This window comes from Comamonas sp. Z3 (assembly GCF_008121565.1).
Taxonomy (GTDB): Bacteria; Pseudomonadota; Gammaproteobacteria; order Burkholderiales; family Burkholderiaceae_C; genus Comamonas; species Comamonas brasiliensis.
This window is the reverse complement of record NZ_VOQU01000002.1, coordinates 682,345-699,199: the sequence shown is the minus strand read 5'-3', so window position 1 is coordinate 699,199 and position 16,855 is coordinate 682,345. Positions and strand designations below refer to the sequence as shown.

Here is a 16,855-nt window from a genome sequence, read left to right as displayed (position 1 = left end):
TGCAATGACACCCCAGCGCCCCGATGAAACCACGCTGCATGCCTGGGTGGATGGAGAGCTGCAGCCCGATGCCGCTGCGGCCGTGGCGCAATGGCTGGCCGAACACCCCGAAGAAGCAGCGCGCATGGCTGCCATTCAGGCCCAGAACGCCGGCCTTCAGGCTCTGCATGCGCAATTGCTCGAAGAGCCGGTCCCGCCCCAGCTCATGCGATCGCTGCAAAAGCCGGCGCTGCAGTGGCACTGGCCACATGCGCTGGCCGCAGGCATCATGCTCAGCGTGGGCCTGGGACTGGGCTATGGTGCAGGCCAGCAAAAATCCGGCTCGCTGTCGGCCGACACGGCCGCTCAATTGCCAGGCTTTGTGCGCGAGGCGGCGGCTGCCCATGCCGTCTATGTGCCCGAGCAGCGACACCCCGTCGAGGTAGCAGCGCAGCAGCAGGCGCATCTGGTGCAGTGGCTGTCCAAGCGGCTGGGCGTTGCGCTCAAGCCCCCGGTGCTGGAAGCCCAGGGCTTTCATCTCATGGGCGGGCGGCTGCTGCCCGGAGAGACCGGCCAGGCCCGCGCCCAGTTCATGTACGAGGATCAGGCGGGCCAGCGCGTCACCCTGTATGTCTCGGTGCTCGATCCCGAGACGGCAGCCGCTTCCGCCCCTGCCTCCTTTCAGTGGAGCAGCGACGGCGCAAGCCATGGCTTTTACTGGATAGAGGGCCGGCAAGGCTATGCCTTGAGTGCTTCCCTGCCGCGCGAGCGCCTGCAGGCTCTGGCCAACGCGGTCTATCAGCAACTGAACTGAAGCCGCAGGCCTCCGATCGGAGGCAGGGTTGTCCTATTGCAGGCTGCCGCTTCCGCCTTCACCGCTGGCCGACTCGGGCAGGGCCAGGGGCAGGACGCCAATGCCCTCTTCGATCAGCTCCATGGCCTCCCGGGCACTGGTCTGACCGCGAATGGCGCGTTCCTCGGTTTCGCCGTAGTGAATGCGGCGCGCCTCTTCGGCAAATTTTTTGCCGACATCCTCGCTGCTTTGAGCGACCTTGCGCGACCACTGCATCCATGCTACCTGCATGGACTGAAGATGCGCGCGCGCCTCGGCGCTGATTTCGGGACTGGCCGCAGGAAGTACCGGCGCTGCGGCAGGGGCCGGTTGCGAAGCCTGGGCAGCTTTGGGCGGCTGTGCGCCCAGATTGAGACGGGGAGCACTCAAGCGCTTGGTCACATCGCTGTCGCCGCAAACAGGGCATTGCACCAGCTTGCGCTGCAGCTGATTCTGAAAATCATCTTCCGAAGCAAACCAGCCTTCGAAGACATGGCCTGCCGGGCAGTGAAGATCAAGCACTTTCATGGCGCCACTCAACCCTTGCGGTGAACCAGATAGCGATAAACAAAGCCGGGAAATGCCAGCGTCAGAAACAGCGTAGCAGTGATGGCATAGAACTCCCAGCCTTGGGGAGATATCTGGCCGGCGCGGCGCTCCAGCAGCAAGCCCAGGCCGCCCACCAGCAGATACAGGGCAATCATTTCCAGCAGGCGCACCCACAGCGGTTTGCGACCGGCCATGACGGGGCCGACAATGCCCAGACGCTGGTTGATAAAAGGCAAATTGGCTGCCACAAGGGCAGCCAAGATGATGAGCCAGATAGAGGCGGTTATAGACACAAAGCCATTCCTAGAAAAAGCGATGAGGGCATCAAGCCCTCATCACGTTCGTCTTATCAGGAAGCCAGGGCACGCACAACGGCGTCAGCGCACAAGGCCATCAGCCCGCCAGGCAGAATGCCCAGCAGCAGAACCAGCGCACCGTTGATCGTCAGCACAACGCGCACATCCAGAGGAGCGGACACGCTGGTAGCAGTGATTGGAGCATCAAAGTACATGACCTTGACCACGCGCAGGTAATAGAAGGCGCCGATCAGCGACATGATCACGGCAAACACGGCCAGGCCGATGTACAGGCTGCTGCCCGAAGCGACCAGGGCCTGCAGCACGGACAGCTTGGCGTAGAAGCCGACCAGCGGAGGAATACCGGCCATGGAGAACAGGCAGATGGCCATCACGCCGGCGTACAGCGGGCTGCGCTGGTTCAGTCCTGCCAGATCGGCAATCTCTTCGCTTTCAAAGCCTTCACGGGCCAGCAGCAGGATCACGCCGAAGGACGCCAGAGCGGTCAGCACATAGGTCACGATGTAGAACATCGCCGAGCTGTAGGCGTTTTCGACGGTGGCAGGATCGACCTTGCCATCCACCACACCCGACATCAGGCCCAGCAGCACAAAGCCCATCTGGGAAATCGTCGAATAAGCCAGCATGCGCTTGAGGCTGGTCTGCTGCAGACCGGCCAGATTGCCGATGAGCAGCGAGCAGACGGCCAGAACCATCAGCATCTGCTGCCAGTCGATGGCCAGGGGCAGCAGGCCGTCCACCAGCAGGCGGATGGTCATGGCAAAGGCAGCCAGCTTGGGCGCGCCGCCGATCAGGGCGGTGATGGCAGTAGGTGCCCCCTGGTAGACGTCGGGCACCCACATGTGGAAGGGAACGACGCCCAGCTTGAAGGCCAGACCGGCGACCACGAAGACCAGACCGAAGACCAGCACCTGGTGCTTGATTTCACCGGAATTGATGGCCTTGAAGACCTGACCGATATCCAGCGAACCGGTGGCACCGTAGAGCATGGACATGCCGTACAGCAGGAAACCGGAAGCCATGGCACCCAGCACGAAGTACTTCATGGCGGCTTCGACGGCCACGGTGTGGTCGCGGCGCAGAGCCACCAGCGCATAGCTCGACAGGGTCAGCAGCTCCAGGCCCAGGTACAGAACCAGGAAGTTGTTGCCGCTGATCATGATGAACATGCCCAGCAGGGCCAGCATGGACAGCGTGAAGAACTCACCGCCACGCAGCATGTCGCGCTCGGCCGCATAGGGGCGACCGTAGACCATGGTGATCATCATGGCGATAGTGGCAAAGCACTTGAGCCAGTTGCCCATGGCGTCCGAGACAACCATGTTGCCCCAGCCGTAGAAGGTATTGCCGCTTGCGGCGTACATGCCCTGCATCACCGCTACGACAAGCAGGGTGAGCATGGTCAGAACATAGGTGCCGGTGCGACGGGCACTATTGATGCCCAGGTCCACCAAGGCAATGACGCAGGCCATGACCAGGAGAGTGATCTCCGGGTAGATCGCCAGCCAGCTGATGTTGTCAATCATCTCGTGTCTCTCGTTTCAGTCTGGTCAGTTGAGCTTGCTCACAGCCACATGCTTGATGAGCTCTGCCACAGACACATCCATCACATCGGTGAAGGGCTTGGGATACAGACCCATGACCAGCACAGCCGCAGCCAGCACGCCCAGCACCAGGAATTCGCGGCAGTTGATGTCCTTGAGTTCAGCCACATGGTCATTGGCCACGTCACCCAGGTACACGCGCTTGTACATCCACAGGGTGTAGGCAGCGCCGAAGATCAGGGCGGTTGCAGCGCCCAGACCAATCCAGAAGTTGTATTGCACGGCGCCCAGGATCACCATCCACTCGCCGACGAAGCCGGCAGTGGCGGGCAGACCGCAGTTGGCCATGGCAAACAGCAGGGCAAAGGCAGCGAACTTGGGCATGGTGTTGACCACGCCGCCGTAAGCGGCGATCTCACGCGAGTGAACGCGGTCGTACAGCACGCCGATGCACAGGAACATCGCGCCGGACACGAAGCCGTGGGCGATCATCTGCACCAGGCCGCCGGCAATGCCCAGGCTGTTGAACATGAAGAAGCCCAGGGTCACGAAACCCATGTGCGCCACGGACGAATAAGCCACCAGCTTCTTCATGTCCTTTTGCACCAGAGCCACCACACCCACATAGATCACGGCAATCAGCGACAGCGTGATCATCAGGCCCGACCACTCATGCGCCGCATCGGGAGCGATGGGCAGCGAGAAGCGCAGGAAGCCATAGGCACCGAGCTTCAGCATGATCGCGGCCAGCACGGCGGAACCGCCGGTAGGCGCTTCGACGTGAACGTCGGGCAGCCAGGTGTGAACCGGGAACATGGGCACCTTCACGGCAAAAGCGGCGAAGAAGGCGAAGAAGATCAGCGTCTGTGCAGTACCGGACAGGGGCAGCTTGTGCCAGTCCAGGATCTCGAAGCTGCCGCCCGACTGGGTGTACAGATAGATCAGCGCGACCAGCGTGAGCAGCGAGCCCATCAAGGTGTACAGGAAGAACTTGAAGGCCGCGTAGATACGGTTCGGGCCGCCCCAGATACCGATGATCAGATACATCGGGATCAGGGTGGCTTCGAAGAACACGTAGAACAGCATGCCGTCCATGGCGGCGAACACACCGATCATCAGACCCGACAGGATCAGGAACGCGCCCATGTACTGGTTCACGCGCTCGGTGATGTTGGCCCAGGAGGCGATCACCACGATGACGGTGATGAAAGCCGTCAGCGGCACGAACCACATGGAGATGCCATCCACGCCCAGGTGGTAGTGGATGTTGAAGCGCTCAATCCAGAGTGCATTTTCCACAAACTGCATATTGGCAGTCGTGGTGTCGAAGCCGGTGATCAGAGGAATGGTCACCGCGAAGCCGATCAGCGCACCGATCAGGGCCAGCCAGCGCACCGCGTTGGCCTGCCCTTCTTTGCTGAAGGCCAGCAGGAGGGCGCCGAAAGCAATCGGCACCCAGATAGAAAGACTCAACAAACCCATTTTTGTTTTTCCCCTACTACTTGTTGAGCCACACGAAGTACGTCATGAGGGCAACGATACCCAACAGCATGACCAACGCGTAGTGATAGAGATAGCCTGTTTGCAGGCCGCGCACCCACTGACCGAACTTGGCCATGAGCTTCCAGGAGCCGTTGACGATGGCGCCATCGATGATGGCCTGATCGCCGGCCTTCCAGAAGAAGGTACCGAAGGCACGGGCGCCGCGGGCGAAGATGTTCTCGTACACCCAGTCCACGCCGTACTTGCCTTCCAGAACCTGGTACAGACCAATCTTCTTGGAGAAAGCCATGATGGCGGCAGGAATCTCGGGCTTGACCATGTAGAACACATAGGACACCACCACACCGGCCAGGGCCAGCCAGAACGGCGCAGCCGTGAAGCCGTGCAGTGCCATCGGCACCCAGCCGTGAATCTGCTCGGCCAGTTCGGCCATGGCGCCGTGCTTGGAGCCATCGACGTGGATCACGCCCTTGAAGAAGTCGCCAAACAGCATGGGCATCAGCGCAATCGCACCGATGACCACCGAAGGAATGGCCAGCAACATCAGGGGACCGGTCACCACCAGAGGCGACTCATGGGGCTTGGCGTCATGGCCGTGGCCGTGGTCGTCATGACCATGGTGGTCATCATGGTGCGCATCGGGGTTCTGGTCGTAGCGTTCCTTGCCGTGGAAGACGATGAAGTACAGGCGGAAGGAATAGAAAGCCGTGATGAACACACCGGCCAGCACGGCAAAGTTTGCAAAGCCGGCTGCAGGCAGGTTGGAAGCGTGAACCGCCTCGATGATGGCGTCCTTGGAGTAGAAGCCCGAGAAGAAAGGCGTGCCGATCAGCGCGAGGTTACCCAGCAGGAAGGTGATCCAGGTGATGGGCATGTACTTGCGCACGCCGCCCATCCAGCGGATGTCCTGGTTGTGGTGCATGCCCATGATGACGGAGCCGGCACCGAGGAACAGCAGCGCCTTGAAGAAGGCGTGGGTCATCAGGTGGAACACGGACACCGAGTAGGCCGAAACGCCCAGAGCGATGGTCATGTAGCCCAGCTGGGACAGCGTGGAGTACGCAATCACGCGCTTGATGTCGTTCTGGATGATGCCCAAGATACCCATGAACAGCGCCGTGATGGAGCCGATCACCAGGATGAAGTTCAGCGCAACGTCCGACAGCTCGTACAGGGGAGACATGCGCGACACCATGAAGATGCCGGCCGTCACCATGGTCGCCGCGTGAATCAGCGCGGAGATAGGCGTGGGGCCTTCCATGGAGTCCGGCAGCCAGGCGTGCAGCGGGAACTGGGCCGACTTGCCCATCGCGCCGATGAACAGGCAGATGGCAGTCACGGTCACCAGCAGCCAGCCCGTGCCGGGCAGCTGGGTGTTCTGGATCTCGGGCAGCTTGGCGAAGATTTCAGAATAGTTCAGCGTGCCGGTGTAGGCAGCGATCAGACCAATGCCCAGAATGAAGCCGAAGTCACCCACTCGGTTGACCAGGAAGGCCTTCATGTTGGCGAAGATGGCCGTGGGCTTCTTGTAGTAGAAGCCGATCAGCAGATAGGACACCAGACCCACGGCTTCCCAGCCGAAGAACAGCTGCAGCAGGTTGTTGCTCATGACGAGCATCAACATGGAGAAGGTGAACAGCGAGATATAGGAGAAGAAACGGTTGTAGCCGTCGTCTTCCTCCATGTAGCCCATGGTGTAGATGTGCACCATCAGCGACACAAAGGTCACCACGCACATCATCATCACCGTGATGGAGTCGATCAGGAAACCGACTTCCATCTTCAGACCGCCGACGACCATCCAGGTGTAGATGGTCTCGTTGAACGTTGCGCCGTCGAACACGACAGCCTGGAACGTGAGGGCCGACAGAACGAAGGCCACGAGCACGCCCAGAATCGTCAGGGAGCTGCTGCCGGTGCGACCAATCTTGTTGCCGCCAAAGGCCGTGCCCCAGATACCCGCGAGCGCGGAGCCGACCAGCGGTGCCAAAGGCACCGCAAGCAGCATGGATGCAGAAAGGGTTTGACTCATTTCTTGAGAACCTTGCAAGTTACGGCGGACTCAACCCTTGAGGGCGTTGAGATCTTCCGCATCGATGCTTGTCTTGTTACGGAACAGCAGCACCAAGATCGCCAGACCGATGGCCGATTCAGCAGCAGCCACTGTCAGGATGAAAAACACGAACACCTGGCCGTGCATGTCGCCCAGATAGCTGGAAAACGCGACAAAGTTCATGTTCACGGCCAGCAGCATCAGCTCGATGGCCATGAGCAAGACGATCAGGTTCTTGCGGTTCAGAAAGATGCCAACCACGGAGAGTGCAAACAGCATGGCACCCAGCGTCAGGAAGTGGCCCAAAGTCAGCGTCATGCTTTTGTCTCCACAGCAGGCGCTGCAGCCGCGGCTTCAGCGTCAGGTTTTTGTGCAGGCTTGGTGCTGTCGACCTTGACCAGCTTGATGCGGTCGGAGGCGCGCACACGAATTTGATCTGCAGGATTCATGGCCTTGCTGTCCTTGCGCTTGCGCAGCGTCAGGGCAATTGCGGCAATCATGGCCACCAGCAGGATCACGGCTGCGATTTCCACGGGATACAGGTATTCCGTGTAAAGCAGCTTGCCCAGAGCCTGTGTGTTCGAGTAAGGAACGGTCTGACCGGCGGCATTGACCATGGTCGTGCCAACGGCCTTGGCGTCTTCGACGTCGCCGAAGCCGCCCATCAGCACCATGCCCATTTCAAAGGCGATCAGCACACCGATCAGGGCGGCGAACGGAAAATGCTTCCAGAAGCCGCGGCGCATGGCGTCGATACGGATATCGAGCATCATCACCACGAACAGGAACAGCACCATCACAGCGCCCAGATAGACCAGCACCAGAGCGATGCCGAGGAATTCAGCCTTGAGCAGCAGCCAGATGGCAGCCGCTTGCGAGAAGGCCAGAATCAGATTGAGCACGGCATGCACAGGATTGCGGGCCGTGACAACCCGGAAGGCTGCAAACAGCAGCACGACCGAGAACAGATAGAAAAAACCAGTTTTGGCGTCCATGGATCGAATCTTTTCAAGTGATCAAGGAGCCGCTTCAGCGGTACTTGGCATCTGCCGCCTTGTTGGCAGCGATCTCGGCTTCATAACGGTCACCCACTGCCAGGAGCATGTCCTTGGTGAAGTAGAGATCACCGCGCTTTTCGCCGTGGTATTCGAAGATGTGCGTCTCCACGATGGAGTCCACCGGGCAGCTTTCTTCGCAGAAGCCACAGAAGATGCACTTGGTCAGATCGATGTCGTAGCGCGTGGTACGGCGCGAGCCGTCGTCACGCACATCGGACTCGATGGTGATGGCCATGGCAGGGCACACGGCCTCGCAAAGCTTGCAGGCAATGCAGCGCTCTTCGCCGTTTTCATAACGGCGCAGGGCGTGCAGACCACGGAAGCGTGGCGACTGAGGTGTTTTTTCCTCAGGGAACTGCACCGTGATCTTGCGACGGAAGGTGTAGCGGCCAGTCAGGGCCATGCCCTTGGCCAGTTCCCAGAGCATGAAGCTCTTGAGGAAATCCTTGAAGGAGAAAGGTGTTGCAGCTACTGCAGACATACGTACTCCGCTTATTTCCAGATGTTCCAGGGCGAGTACAGCCAAGCACCCACAACCACCAGCCACACCAGGGTGACGGGAATGAAGATCTTCCAACCCAGACGCATGATCTGGTCATAACGGAAGCGCGGGAAGGTAGCGCGAATCCAGATGAAGCACGACACCACCAGGAAGGTCTTGATCGCCAGCCAGATCCAACCGGGGATGAAGCCCAGGAAGTCGAACGGAGGCAGCCAGCCGCCCAGGAACATGATCACGGCCAGGATGGAGACCAGCCACATGCTCGCGTATTCGGCCAGGAAGAAGACCGCAAAGCCCATGCCCGAGTACTCGACCATGTGACCGGCCACGATTTCGGCTTCGCCTTCGACCACGTCAAACGGGTGACGATTGGTTTCGGCAACGACCGAGATCAGGTAGACGATGAAGATGGGCAGCAGAGGCAGCCAGTTCCAGGACAGGATGCTCATGCCCATGGATGCGAACTGACCTTGACCCTGGCTCATCACGATGGCCGACAGATTCATGCTGCCCGTGACCATGATGACCACCAGGAAACAGAAGCCCAGCGCGATTTCGTAGCTCACCATCTGAGCCGAGGCGCGCAGTGCGCCCAGGAACGCGTACTTGGAGTTGGAAGCCCAGCCCGCAATGATCACGCCATAGACTTCAATGGAAGTGATGGCCATCAGCAGCAGCAGGCCTGCGTTCACGTTGGCCAGGGCCACATCGGGAGCGAAGGGAATCACCACCCAGGCCGCCAGGGCCGGCATGATGGCCATGACGGGGCCCACATAGAACAGGCCCTTGGCTGCAGCCGTGGGCTGAATCAGTTCCTTGGTCAGCAGCTTCAGGCCGTCAGCCAGAGGCTGCAGCAGACCCGAAGGACCCACGCGGTTGGGGCCCAGACGGATTTGCATGAAACCCAGCAGCTTGCGTTCCCACAGCGTGAGGTAGGCCACGGCACCCATCAGGGGAGCCACGATGGCCACGATGCCGAGCAGAATCCAGATGACGGGCCAGGCCACATCGGTCCAGAAGGGAGCGGCGGACAGGCCCGCGCCCCAGGCTTTCAATGCGTCGATCATGCGGCGCCTCCCTCACGAACCTGACGAGCGTCAGCCGTCAATTGCAGCGACGTAGCGCGGCGCACGATGCTGTCGAGCTGGTAAATGCTGGCGACTGCAGGCGCAGTCTCAGTGCCGGCAGGCACTGCGCTCACGGCCTGGGCCGCGTTGCTCAGCACATTGGCGGGCACTTGGGCAGCGCCGCCAGTGGCCTCAGCCAGCACGTCTTGCGACGTTTCATAGTCCACGCCCGGAACACCCATCAGGTTGGCCAGCACGCGCAGCACCTTCCATGCGGGGCGTGTGTCCGCCAGAGGCTTGACCACGGCATGGAAGCTCTGCAGACGGCCTTCGGCGTTGACGAAGCTGCCCGAGGTTTCCGTGAACGGAGCAATGGGCAACAGCACATCGCTGAATTCCAGGTTGGCCTTGAAGGGGCTCAGAGTCACCACCATCTCGGCCTTGTTCAGACCTGCGATGGCGGCCTTGCCGGCAGCGCTGTCGAACTCGGGCTCGTTGTTCAGCAAGATGGCAGCCTTCAGGCCACCATCAATCATCTGAGCTGCATTCAGACCGTTGCCAGCAGGCATGGCCTTGACCCATTGCGCGCCCACGGTGTTGGCGGCCTCGGTCAGATAGCCCACGGCGGCGCCGGTCTGCTCGGCAACCCAGTTGGCCAGAGCCAGCAGTGCGGAAGCCTGAGCATGGTGCGCCGCGGCATTGCCAAGCAGCACGGCCTTTTGCTCGCCGGCCAGCAGGGCGGCGGCAATCGCCTTGGCTTCGTCATGGACCTGACCAGCCACGGGAGCCGAGACACCCTTGGCCTCGGCCACGGCAGCGGCCACATCGGCCAGAGCCTGAGCCCAGTCGCCGGCTGCGACCACCGAGGCGTTGACGGGCAAGGCCCAGTCATAGACGCGATCGTTGATGGCGAAAACCTTGCAGCCCTTCTTGGCTGCCTGGCGGATGCGCTGTGCGAACAGCGGATGGTCCTTGCGCAGGTTGGAGCCCACGATCAGAGCCGACTGCAGAGTGCTCAGTGCAGCGATGGGCAGACCCAGCCACTGCACGCCTTGCGGGGCTGCGAACTCGGCATTGCGCAGACGGTAGTCGATATTGTCGCTGCCGATGCCGCGCACCAGCTTGCCGGCCAGGAACAGCTCTTCCAGCGTGCTGTGCGGGCTGACCAGAGCACCGATGGCGCTGGCGCCATGGTTGCTCTTGATCTGCTGTAGGCCGTTGGCCACATATTCGAGGGCGGTCTGCCAGTCGACTTCCTTCCACTCGCCGCCCTGCTTGAGCATGGGCTTGGTGAGGCGTTCGTCGCTGTTCAGCGCTTCATAGGAGAAGCGGTCGCGGTCGGCAATCCAGCATTCGTTGACTTCTTCGTTCTCGAAGGGCACAACGCGCATGACCTTGTGGTTCTTGACCTGAACAATCAGGTTGGAACCCGTGGAGTCGTGCGGAGCCACCGACTTGCGGCGCGACAGTTCCCAGGTACGGGCGCTGTAGCGGAAGGGCTTGCTGGTCAAGGCGCCCACGGGGCAGATGTCGATCATATTGCCCGACAGCTCGGAATCCACGCTATCGCCCACCACGGTGGTGATCTCGGAATGCTCGCCGCGGTGAATCATGCCCAGCTCCATGACGCCGGCCACTTCCTGGCCAAAGCGCACGCAACGTGTGCAGTGAATACAGCGGCTCATTTCCTCCATGGAAATCAGCGGGCCCACGTTCTTGTGGAAGACCACACGCTTTTCTTCTTCGTAGCGCGAAGAGCTGCTGCCATAACCCACTGCCAGATCCTGGAGCTGGCATTCGCCGCCCTGGTCGCAGATGGGGCAGTCCAGCGGGTGATTGATGAGCAGGAACTCCATCACCGACTGTTGTGCCTTGATGGCCTTCTCGCTCTTGGTGCGCACGATCATGCCCTGCGTCACTGGCGTGGCGCAGGCGGGCATGGGCTTGGGAGCCTTTTCCACATCCACAAGGCACATGCGGCAGTTGGCCGCAATGGATAGCTTCTTGTGGTAGCAGAAGTGAGGAATGTAGGTGCCGGCCTTCTCGGCTGCATGCATGACCATGCTGCCTTCCGTCACCTCGACCTTTTTTCCGTCCAGTTCAATTTCAACCATATGCTTGTCTCGCGATCAGGCGCTCATGCAGCCTGTTTGGAAGCGTTCTGGATCTTCGCTTCGAACTCGTGGCGGAAGTGCTTGATCATGGCGCGAACCGGCATGGCTGCCGCGTCGCCGAGCGCACAGATGGTGCGGCCCATGATGTTCACGGATACCGAGTCCAACAGCTCGATATCTTCCGGACGGCCTTCGCCGTGCTGAATACGGTTCACCACGCGCCACAGCCAGCCCGTACCTTCACGGCAGGGCGTGCACTGGCCGCAGGACTCGTGCGAATAGAAGTACGACAGACGCAGCAGGCACTCGACCATGTCGCGCGAATCATCCATCACGATCACGGCGCCCGAACCCAGCATGGAGCCCGCCTTGGAGATGGAGTCATAGTCCATCGTGCAGTCCATGATGATGTCGGCAGGCAGCACGGGCGACGAAGAGCCGCCGGGGATCACCGCCTTGAGCTTGCGACCGGTGCGCACACCACCCGCCAGTTCCAGCAGCTTGCTGAAAGGCGTGCCCATGGGAACTTCGTAGTTGCCGGGCAGGTTCACGTCGCCGCTGACCGAGAAGATCTTGGTGCCGCCGTTATTGGGCTTGCCGCACTCCAGGTAGGCCTGGCCACCGTTGCGGATGATCCAGGGAACGGCCGCGAAAGTCTCGGTGTTGTTGATGGTCGTGGGCTTGCCGTACAGACCGAAGCTGGCGGGGAACGGCGGCTTGAAGCGGGGCTGGCCCTTCTTGCCTTCCAGCGATTCCAGCAGCGCGGTTTCCTCGCCGCAGATGTAGGCGCCGAAGCCATGGTGGGCATGCAGCTGAAAGCTGAAGCTGCTGCCCAGGATGTTGTCACCCAGGTAGCCGGCTGCGCGGGCTTCTTCCAGGGCTGCCTCGAAGCGATCATAGACTTCGAAGATTTCACCGTGGATGTAGTTGTAGCCGATGCTGATGCCCATCGCGAAAGCGGCAATGATCATGCCTTCGATCACGATGTGCGGGTTGAACATCAGGATGTCGCGGTCCTTGCAGGTACCGGGTTCGCCCTCATCGGAGTTGCAGACCAGATGCTTCTGACCGGGGAACTGGCGGGGCATGAAGCTCCACTTCAACCCCGTGGGGAAGCCCGCACCGCCACGGCCGCGCAGGCCGGATTCCTTGAGCGTCGCGATGACCTGATCCTGCGTCAGACCCTCGCCGCCATCCTTGCCCAGCAGCTTGCGCAGGGCCTGATAGCCGCCGCGTGCTTCATAGTCCTTGATGGACCAGTTGCTGCCGTTCAGATCCGCATAGATCTGGGGGTTGATGTGACGGTCGTGGAAGCAGGTTTCGTTGCCGGTCGATGCGAACTTGGCCAGTACGGCATTGGCGGCAGGATTGTTCAGAATCGTGCTCATGCCTTACCCTCCGCTGCACGCAGACCGTCGACCAGCTCGTCGAGCTTTTCGTTGCTCATGAAGCTGCACATGCAACGGTCATTGACCAGCATCACGGGCGAATCGGCGCAGGCGCCCAGGCACTCGGACTGCTGCAGCGTGAACAGGCCATCCTTGGTGGTCTCGCCCATCTTGATGCCCAGCTTGTGCTCCAGGTGGTGCAAAGCCTTGTAGCCGTCGCGCAGCTGGCATGGCAGATTGGTGCAGACATTCAGCTTGTACTTGCCAACGGGTTGCTGGTTGTACATGTTGTAGAAGGTGGTGACTTCGTGCACCGCAATCTCGGCCATTCCCAGGACTTCGGCAATCACTGCCTCACTTTCCTGGCTGACCCAGCCCTGCTCCTGCTGCACGATAGACAGGCAAGCCATGACGGCAGACTGTTTCTGGTCAGCCGGATACTTTGCCACCTCACGCGCAAAGCGTTCTCTGGTCGCTTCGGTAATCATCGGTCAACGTCTCCAAACACGATGTCCAGGGTACTGAGCACCATCACGGCGTCAGCCAGCATATGGCCACGGCTCAGTTCATCGAGAGCAGCCATGTGCGCAAATCCTGGTGGACGAATCTTCAGTCGATAGGGCTTGTTGGCGCCATCGCTGATCAAATAAATGCCGAACTCACCCTTGGGATGCTCGACGGAAGCGTAAGCCTCGCCTTCGGGAACCTTGAAGCCTTCGGTAAAGAGCTTGAAGTGGTGAATCAGCTCTTCCATGTTGGACTTCATGGCTTCACGGCTGGCGGGCGCAACCTTGTGATTGTCCGTGATCACCGGGCCGGGATTGACACGCAGCCAGTCCACGCATTGCTTGATGATCTTGTTGGACTCGCGCATTTCGGCCATGCGAACCAGATAGCGGTCGTAGCAGTCGCCCGTGGCACCCACCGGAATATCGAAGTCCAGCTTGTCGTAGACCTCGTAGGGCTGGGTCTTGCGCATGTCCCAGGGCAGGCCCGAGGCGCGCAGCATGGGACCGGTCAGACCCAGATTGATGGCGCGCTCTGCAGACACCACGCCGATGCCGACATTACGCTGCTTCCAGATACGGTTGTCGGTCAGCAAGGTTTCGTACTCGTCCGCGCACTTGGGGAAGCGCTGCGTGAAAGCATCGATGAAGTCCAGCATCGAACCCTTGCGGTCTTCGTTCATGGCCTCCATGGAGCGCACATTGCGCACCTTGCTGGCCTTGTACTGAGGCATGCTGTCCGGCAGATCGCGGTACACACCACCGGGACGGAAGTAGGCCGCGTGCATGCGTGCACCCGACACCGCTTCGTACATGTCCATCAGCGCTTCACGCTCGCGGAAGCTGTAGATCAGGATGGTCGAGCTGCCGGCATCGTTGCCCGAGGAACCCAGCCACATCAGGTGATTCATGATGCGGGTGATTTCCGAGAACATCACGCGGATGTACTGGGCGCGGATGGGCACTTCGATGCCCATCAGCTTTTCGATGGCCAGGCAGTAAGCATGCTCGTTGCTCATCATCGAGCAGTAATCCAGGCGGTCCATATAGGGCAGCGACTGGATATAGGTCTTGCTTTCGGCCAGCTTTTCGGTCGCACGGTGCAGCAGGCCGATGTGCGGGTCGGCGCGCTGCACCACTTCGCCATCGAGCTCCAACACCAGACGCAGCACACCGTGCGCTGCCGGGTGCTGCGGACCAAAGTTCAGGGAATAGTTCTTGATTTCAGCCATGGTCTTCCGTCAAAGGCGACGCGCGCCTTTAGTGCAGGCCTCCGCCATAGTTTTCTTCACGAATGATGCGCGGCGTGATTTCGCGCGGCTCGATCGTGACGGGCTGGTACACCACACGTTGCTGTTCGGCGTCGTAGCGCATTTCCACGTGACCGGACAGGGGGAAATCCTTGCGAAACGGATGGCCGATGAAGCCATAGTCGGTCAGGATGCGGCGCAGGTCTTCATGACCTTCGAACACGATACCGAACAGATCGAACGCTTCGCGCTCGAACCAGTTGGCAGAATTCCAGATCGGATTGATCGAAGCCACCACGGGGAAATCGTCATCGGCACAGTACACACGCACACGCAGACGCTGGTTCAGCGTCAGGGACATCAGGTGAGACACCACGGCAAAACGTGGACCGTCCTTGCCGACTTCCGCATAAGTGGAGTAGTCCACGCCGCACAGATCCAGCAGCATCTCGAACTGGCAGTCCGGCGCGTTGCGCAGGATCTGCATCACGTCCAGATACTGGCCAGCAGACACTTCCACCGTCACTTCGCCGTAGGCCAGAGTGACAGAGCGCACCTTGTCACCCAAGGCAGCCGTAACCACATCCCGAAGTTTTTCGGGGTGAATAGCAATTGCAGTCATCTCAGCCCTTTAAACGCGAGCGATGGTGTGGGTACGACGAATCTTCTGCTGCAGCTGGATGATGCCGTAGATCAGCGCTTCCGCTGTCGGAGGGCAACCAGGCACATAGACGTCGACGGGAACGATGCGATCGCAACCGCGCACCACCGAGTAGCTGTAGTGATAGTAACCACCACCATTGGCACAGGAGCCCATGGAGATGACCCAGCGCGGCTCGGACATCTGGTCATAGACCTTGCGCATCGCGGGAGCCATCTTGTTGCACAGCGTACCGGCAACAATCATCAGGTCAGAGTGGCGGGGGCTGGCACGGAACACTTCGGAGCCGAAGCGACCGATGTCATAGCGGGCAGCAGCTGCGTGCATCATCTCCACCGCACAGCAGGCCAGGCCAAATGTCATGGGCCAGATCGACCCTGTCTTGGCCCAGTTCACCACCGTGTCATAACTGGTGGTGACGAAGCCTTCCTTCATCACGCCTTCGATCATCGTGTTTCCTCAGAAAAGCTGCTTATTCCCAATCCAGGGCGCCTTTTTTCCACTCGTAGGCAAAGCCCACGACCAGAATGGCCAGGAAAATCAGGACAGCAACAAAACCCACGCCGCCAACATCTTTGAGTGCGACAGCCCAGGGCAGCAGAAATGCGATTTCCAAGTCAAACAGAATGAACAGGATGGCAACCAGGTAATAGCGCACATCAAATTTCATCCGAGCGTCGTCAAACGCCTCGAAACCGCATTCGTAGGGAGAGTTCTTGGCAGCATCAGGGCGATTGGGACCAAGCACGTAGCCGAGAGCCAGGGGTACAACACCCACAGCCATGCCGATAAGAATGAACAGAAGAACGGGAAGGTACTGATCGATGTTCATCGAGTGGGCCTTGTTATGAAAACATGCCTCACCGATCACTGCCTGATCAGCAGGGCAGGTTTTTAGTTATGTGTTGGTGCCGTCGGCGAGACTCGAACTCGCACAGCTTTCGCCACTACCCCCTCAAGATAGCGTGTCTACCAATTCCACCACGACGGCTTCGTCTCAAAGTCCGGCAATCTCTGGAACCTTCATTGCAAAGATTCTGATCCCCAGACAATCCCTAGATTCTAGCCTGAAAAACCCCACTCTTCGGGGTTCTTCAGGATTTTCTCAAATTATTTTGTTGGGATCTGGGCGGCACCCTCTGCAGGAGCAGCAGGAGGCACGGCAGCATCACCGGTAGTTGCAGGTGGCACAGCGCCAGCAGGCGCAGGAGCGGACACAGCAGCGCCCTCAAGCACGCTGCCCGAGCTCACCGGACGGGCATTGCCCAGATAAGCCAGTGCCAATGTCGCCACAAAGAACACCGTGGCCAGAGCCGCCGTGGAGCGCGACAGGAAGTTGGCACTGCCCGAGGCGCCAAACAGGCTGCCCGACGAACCGCTGCCAAAGGAAGCCCCCATATCGGCACCCTTGCCGTGCTGCATGAGGATGAGGCCGATCATGCCCAGAGCGGCCAGCATCTGGACCGCGAGAATGACGCTGGAAAAGACGTTCATATCAAAACCTAAAAGTCTGAATCATTGCGCACCGCACC

The 16,855-nt window shown here is 60.1% G+C and carries 18 protein-coding genes and 1 tRNA gene; 1 reads left to right on the top strand and 18 read right to left on the bottom strand.

The annotated features are described in order from the left end of the window. The first annotated feature begins 4 nt into the window (after positions 1–4). Positions 5–793 (top strand): anti-sigma factor, encoded by a 789-nt coding sequence (locus FSY59_RS07870; protein ID WP_148728753.1) that lies wholly within the window; start codon positions 5–7, stop codon positions 791–793. 33 nt (positions 794–826) lie between these two features. Here the strand turns inward: FSY59_RS07870 and FSY59_RS07865 are convergent, their stop codons facing one another. The 18 genes from FSY59_RS07865 to secG all read right to left on the bottom strand — a co-directional run bounded on the left by FSY59_RS07865 (position 827) and on the right by secG (position 16,817). Then, positions 827–1,339 (bottom strand): DUF1178 family protein, encoded by a 513-nt coding sequence (locus tag FSY59_RS07865; protein WP_148728752.1) that lies wholly within the window; start codon positions 1,337–1,339, stop codon positions 827–829. 8 nt (positions 1,340–1,347) lie between these two features. Then, positions 1,348–1,653 (bottom strand): DUF2818 family protein, encoded by a 306-nt coding sequence (locus FSY59_RS07860; RefSeq protein ID WP_003057814.1) that lies wholly within the window; start codon positions 1,651–1,653, stop codon positions 1,348–1,350. 56 nt (positions 1,654–1,709) lie between these two features. Then, the gene (gene nuoN, locus FSY59_RS07855; protein ID WP_003057815.1) at positions 1,710–3,203 is read right to left on the bottom strand and encodes an NADH-quinone oxidoreductase subunit NuoN; all 1,494 of its coding nucleotides are present in this window, start codon (positions 3,201–3,203) and stop codon (positions 1,710–1,712) included. Between the two features lie 24 nt (positions 3,204–3,227). After that, positions 3,228–4,703: an NADH-quinone oxidoreductase subunit M gene (locus FSY59_RS07850; protein ID WP_019043772.1), complete on the bottom strand. Its 1,476-nt coding sequence runs from the start codon at positions 4,701–4,703 to the stop codon at positions 3,228–3,230. Between the two features lie 16 nt (positions 4,704–4,719). After that, a complete protein-coding gene (gene nuoL, locus FSY59_RS07845) occupies positions 4,720–6,756 on the bottom strand; it encodes an NADH-quinone oxidoreductase subunit L (protein WP_003057818.1) in 2,037 nt (678 codons plus the stop codon). 30 nt (positions 6,757–6,786) lie between these two features. Further along, positions 6,787–7,095, bottom strand: a complete 309-nt coding sequence (nuoK, locus tag FSY59_RS07840) for an NADH-quinone oxidoreductase subunit NuoK (RefSeq protein WP_003057821.1) — start codon at positions 7,093–7,095, stop codon at positions 6,787–6,789. Beyond that, positions 7,092–7,772, bottom strand: coding sequence for an NADH-quinone oxidoreductase subunit J (locus FSY59_RS07835; protein WP_003057823.1), 681 nt, complete (start codon positions 7,770–7,772; stop codon positions 7,092–7,094). Before FSY59_RS07835 ends, nuoK begins: the two co-directional genes overlap by 4 nt. Before the next feature lie 34 nt (positions 7,773–7,806). Continuing rightward, entirely contained in the window at positions 7,807–8,316 is a 510-nt protein-coding gene (gene nuoI, locus FSY59_RS07830; RefSeq protein ID WP_003057824.1) for an NADH-quinone oxidoreductase subunit NuoI, read from the bottom strand. A gap of 11 nt (positions 8,317–8,327) precedes the next feature. Beyond that, positions 8,328–9,404: an NADH-quinone oxidoreductase subunit NuoH gene (nuoH, locus tag FSY59_RS07825; protein WP_003057825.1), complete on the bottom strand. Its 1,077-nt coding sequence runs from the start codon at positions 9,402–9,404 to the stop codon at positions 8,328–8,330. After that, positions 9,401–11,518 (bottom strand): NADH-quinone oxidoreductase subunit NuoG, encoded by a 2,118-nt coding sequence (nuoG, locus tag FSY59_RS07820; protein WP_148728751.1) that lies wholly within the window; start codon positions 11,516–11,518, stop codon positions 9,401–9,403. The genes nuoH and nuoG overlap by 4 nt, the downstream gene beginning before the upstream one ends. A gap of 23 nt (positions 11,519–11,541) precedes the next feature. After that, entirely contained in the window at positions 11,542–12,906 is a 1,365-nt protein-coding gene (gene nuoF, locus FSY59_RS07815; protein WP_003057828.1) for an NADH-quinone oxidoreductase subunit NuoF, read from the bottom strand. Then, positions 12,903–13,394 (bottom strand): NADH-quinone oxidoreductase subunit NuoE, encoded by a 492-nt coding sequence (gene nuoE, locus FSY59_RS07810; protein ID WP_003057829.1) that lies wholly within the window; start codon positions 13,392–13,394, stop codon positions 12,903–12,905. Before nuoE ends, nuoF begins: the two co-directional genes overlap by 4 nt. After that, complete coding sequence (locus FSY59_RS07805) at positions 13,391–14,644, bottom strand: NADH-quinone oxidoreductase subunit D (protein ID WP_003057830.1); 1,254 nt, start codon at positions 14,642–14,644, stop codon at positions 13,391–13,393. Before FSY59_RS07805 ends, nuoE begins: the two co-directional genes overlap by 4 nt. A gap of 28 nt (positions 14,645–14,672) precedes the next feature. Beyond that, positions 14,673–15,284, bottom strand: coding sequence for an NADH-quinone oxidoreductase subunit C (locus FSY59_RS07800; RefSeq protein ID WP_003057831.1), 612 nt, complete (start codon positions 15,282–15,284; stop codon positions 14,673–14,675). A gap of 9 nt (positions 15,285–15,293) precedes the next feature. Continuing rightward, positions 15,294–15,773: an NADH-quinone oxidoreductase subunit B family protein gene (locus FSY59_RS07795; protein ID WP_003057832.1), complete on the bottom strand. Its 480-nt coding sequence runs from the start codon at positions 15,771–15,773 to the stop codon at positions 15,294–15,296. A gap of 22 nt (positions 15,774–15,795) precedes the next feature. Then, positions 15,796–16,155, bottom strand: coding sequence for an NADH-quinone oxidoreductase subunit A (locus tag FSY59_RS07790; RefSeq protein ID WP_003057834.1), 360 nt, complete (start codon positions 16,153–16,155; stop codon positions 15,796–15,798). Between the two features lie 74 nt (positions 16,156–16,229). Further along, positions 16,230–16,314 (bottom strand) — tRNA-Leu (locus FSY59_RS07785). 119 nt (positions 16,315–16,433) lie between these two features. After that, positions 16,434–16,817: a preprotein translocase subunit SecG gene (gene secG / locus FSY59_RS07780; RefSeq protein ID WP_003057836.1), complete on the bottom strand. Its 384-nt coding sequence runs from the start codon at positions 16,815–16,817 to the stop codon at positions 16,434–16,436. Positions 16,818–16,855: the final 38 nt, after the last annotated feature.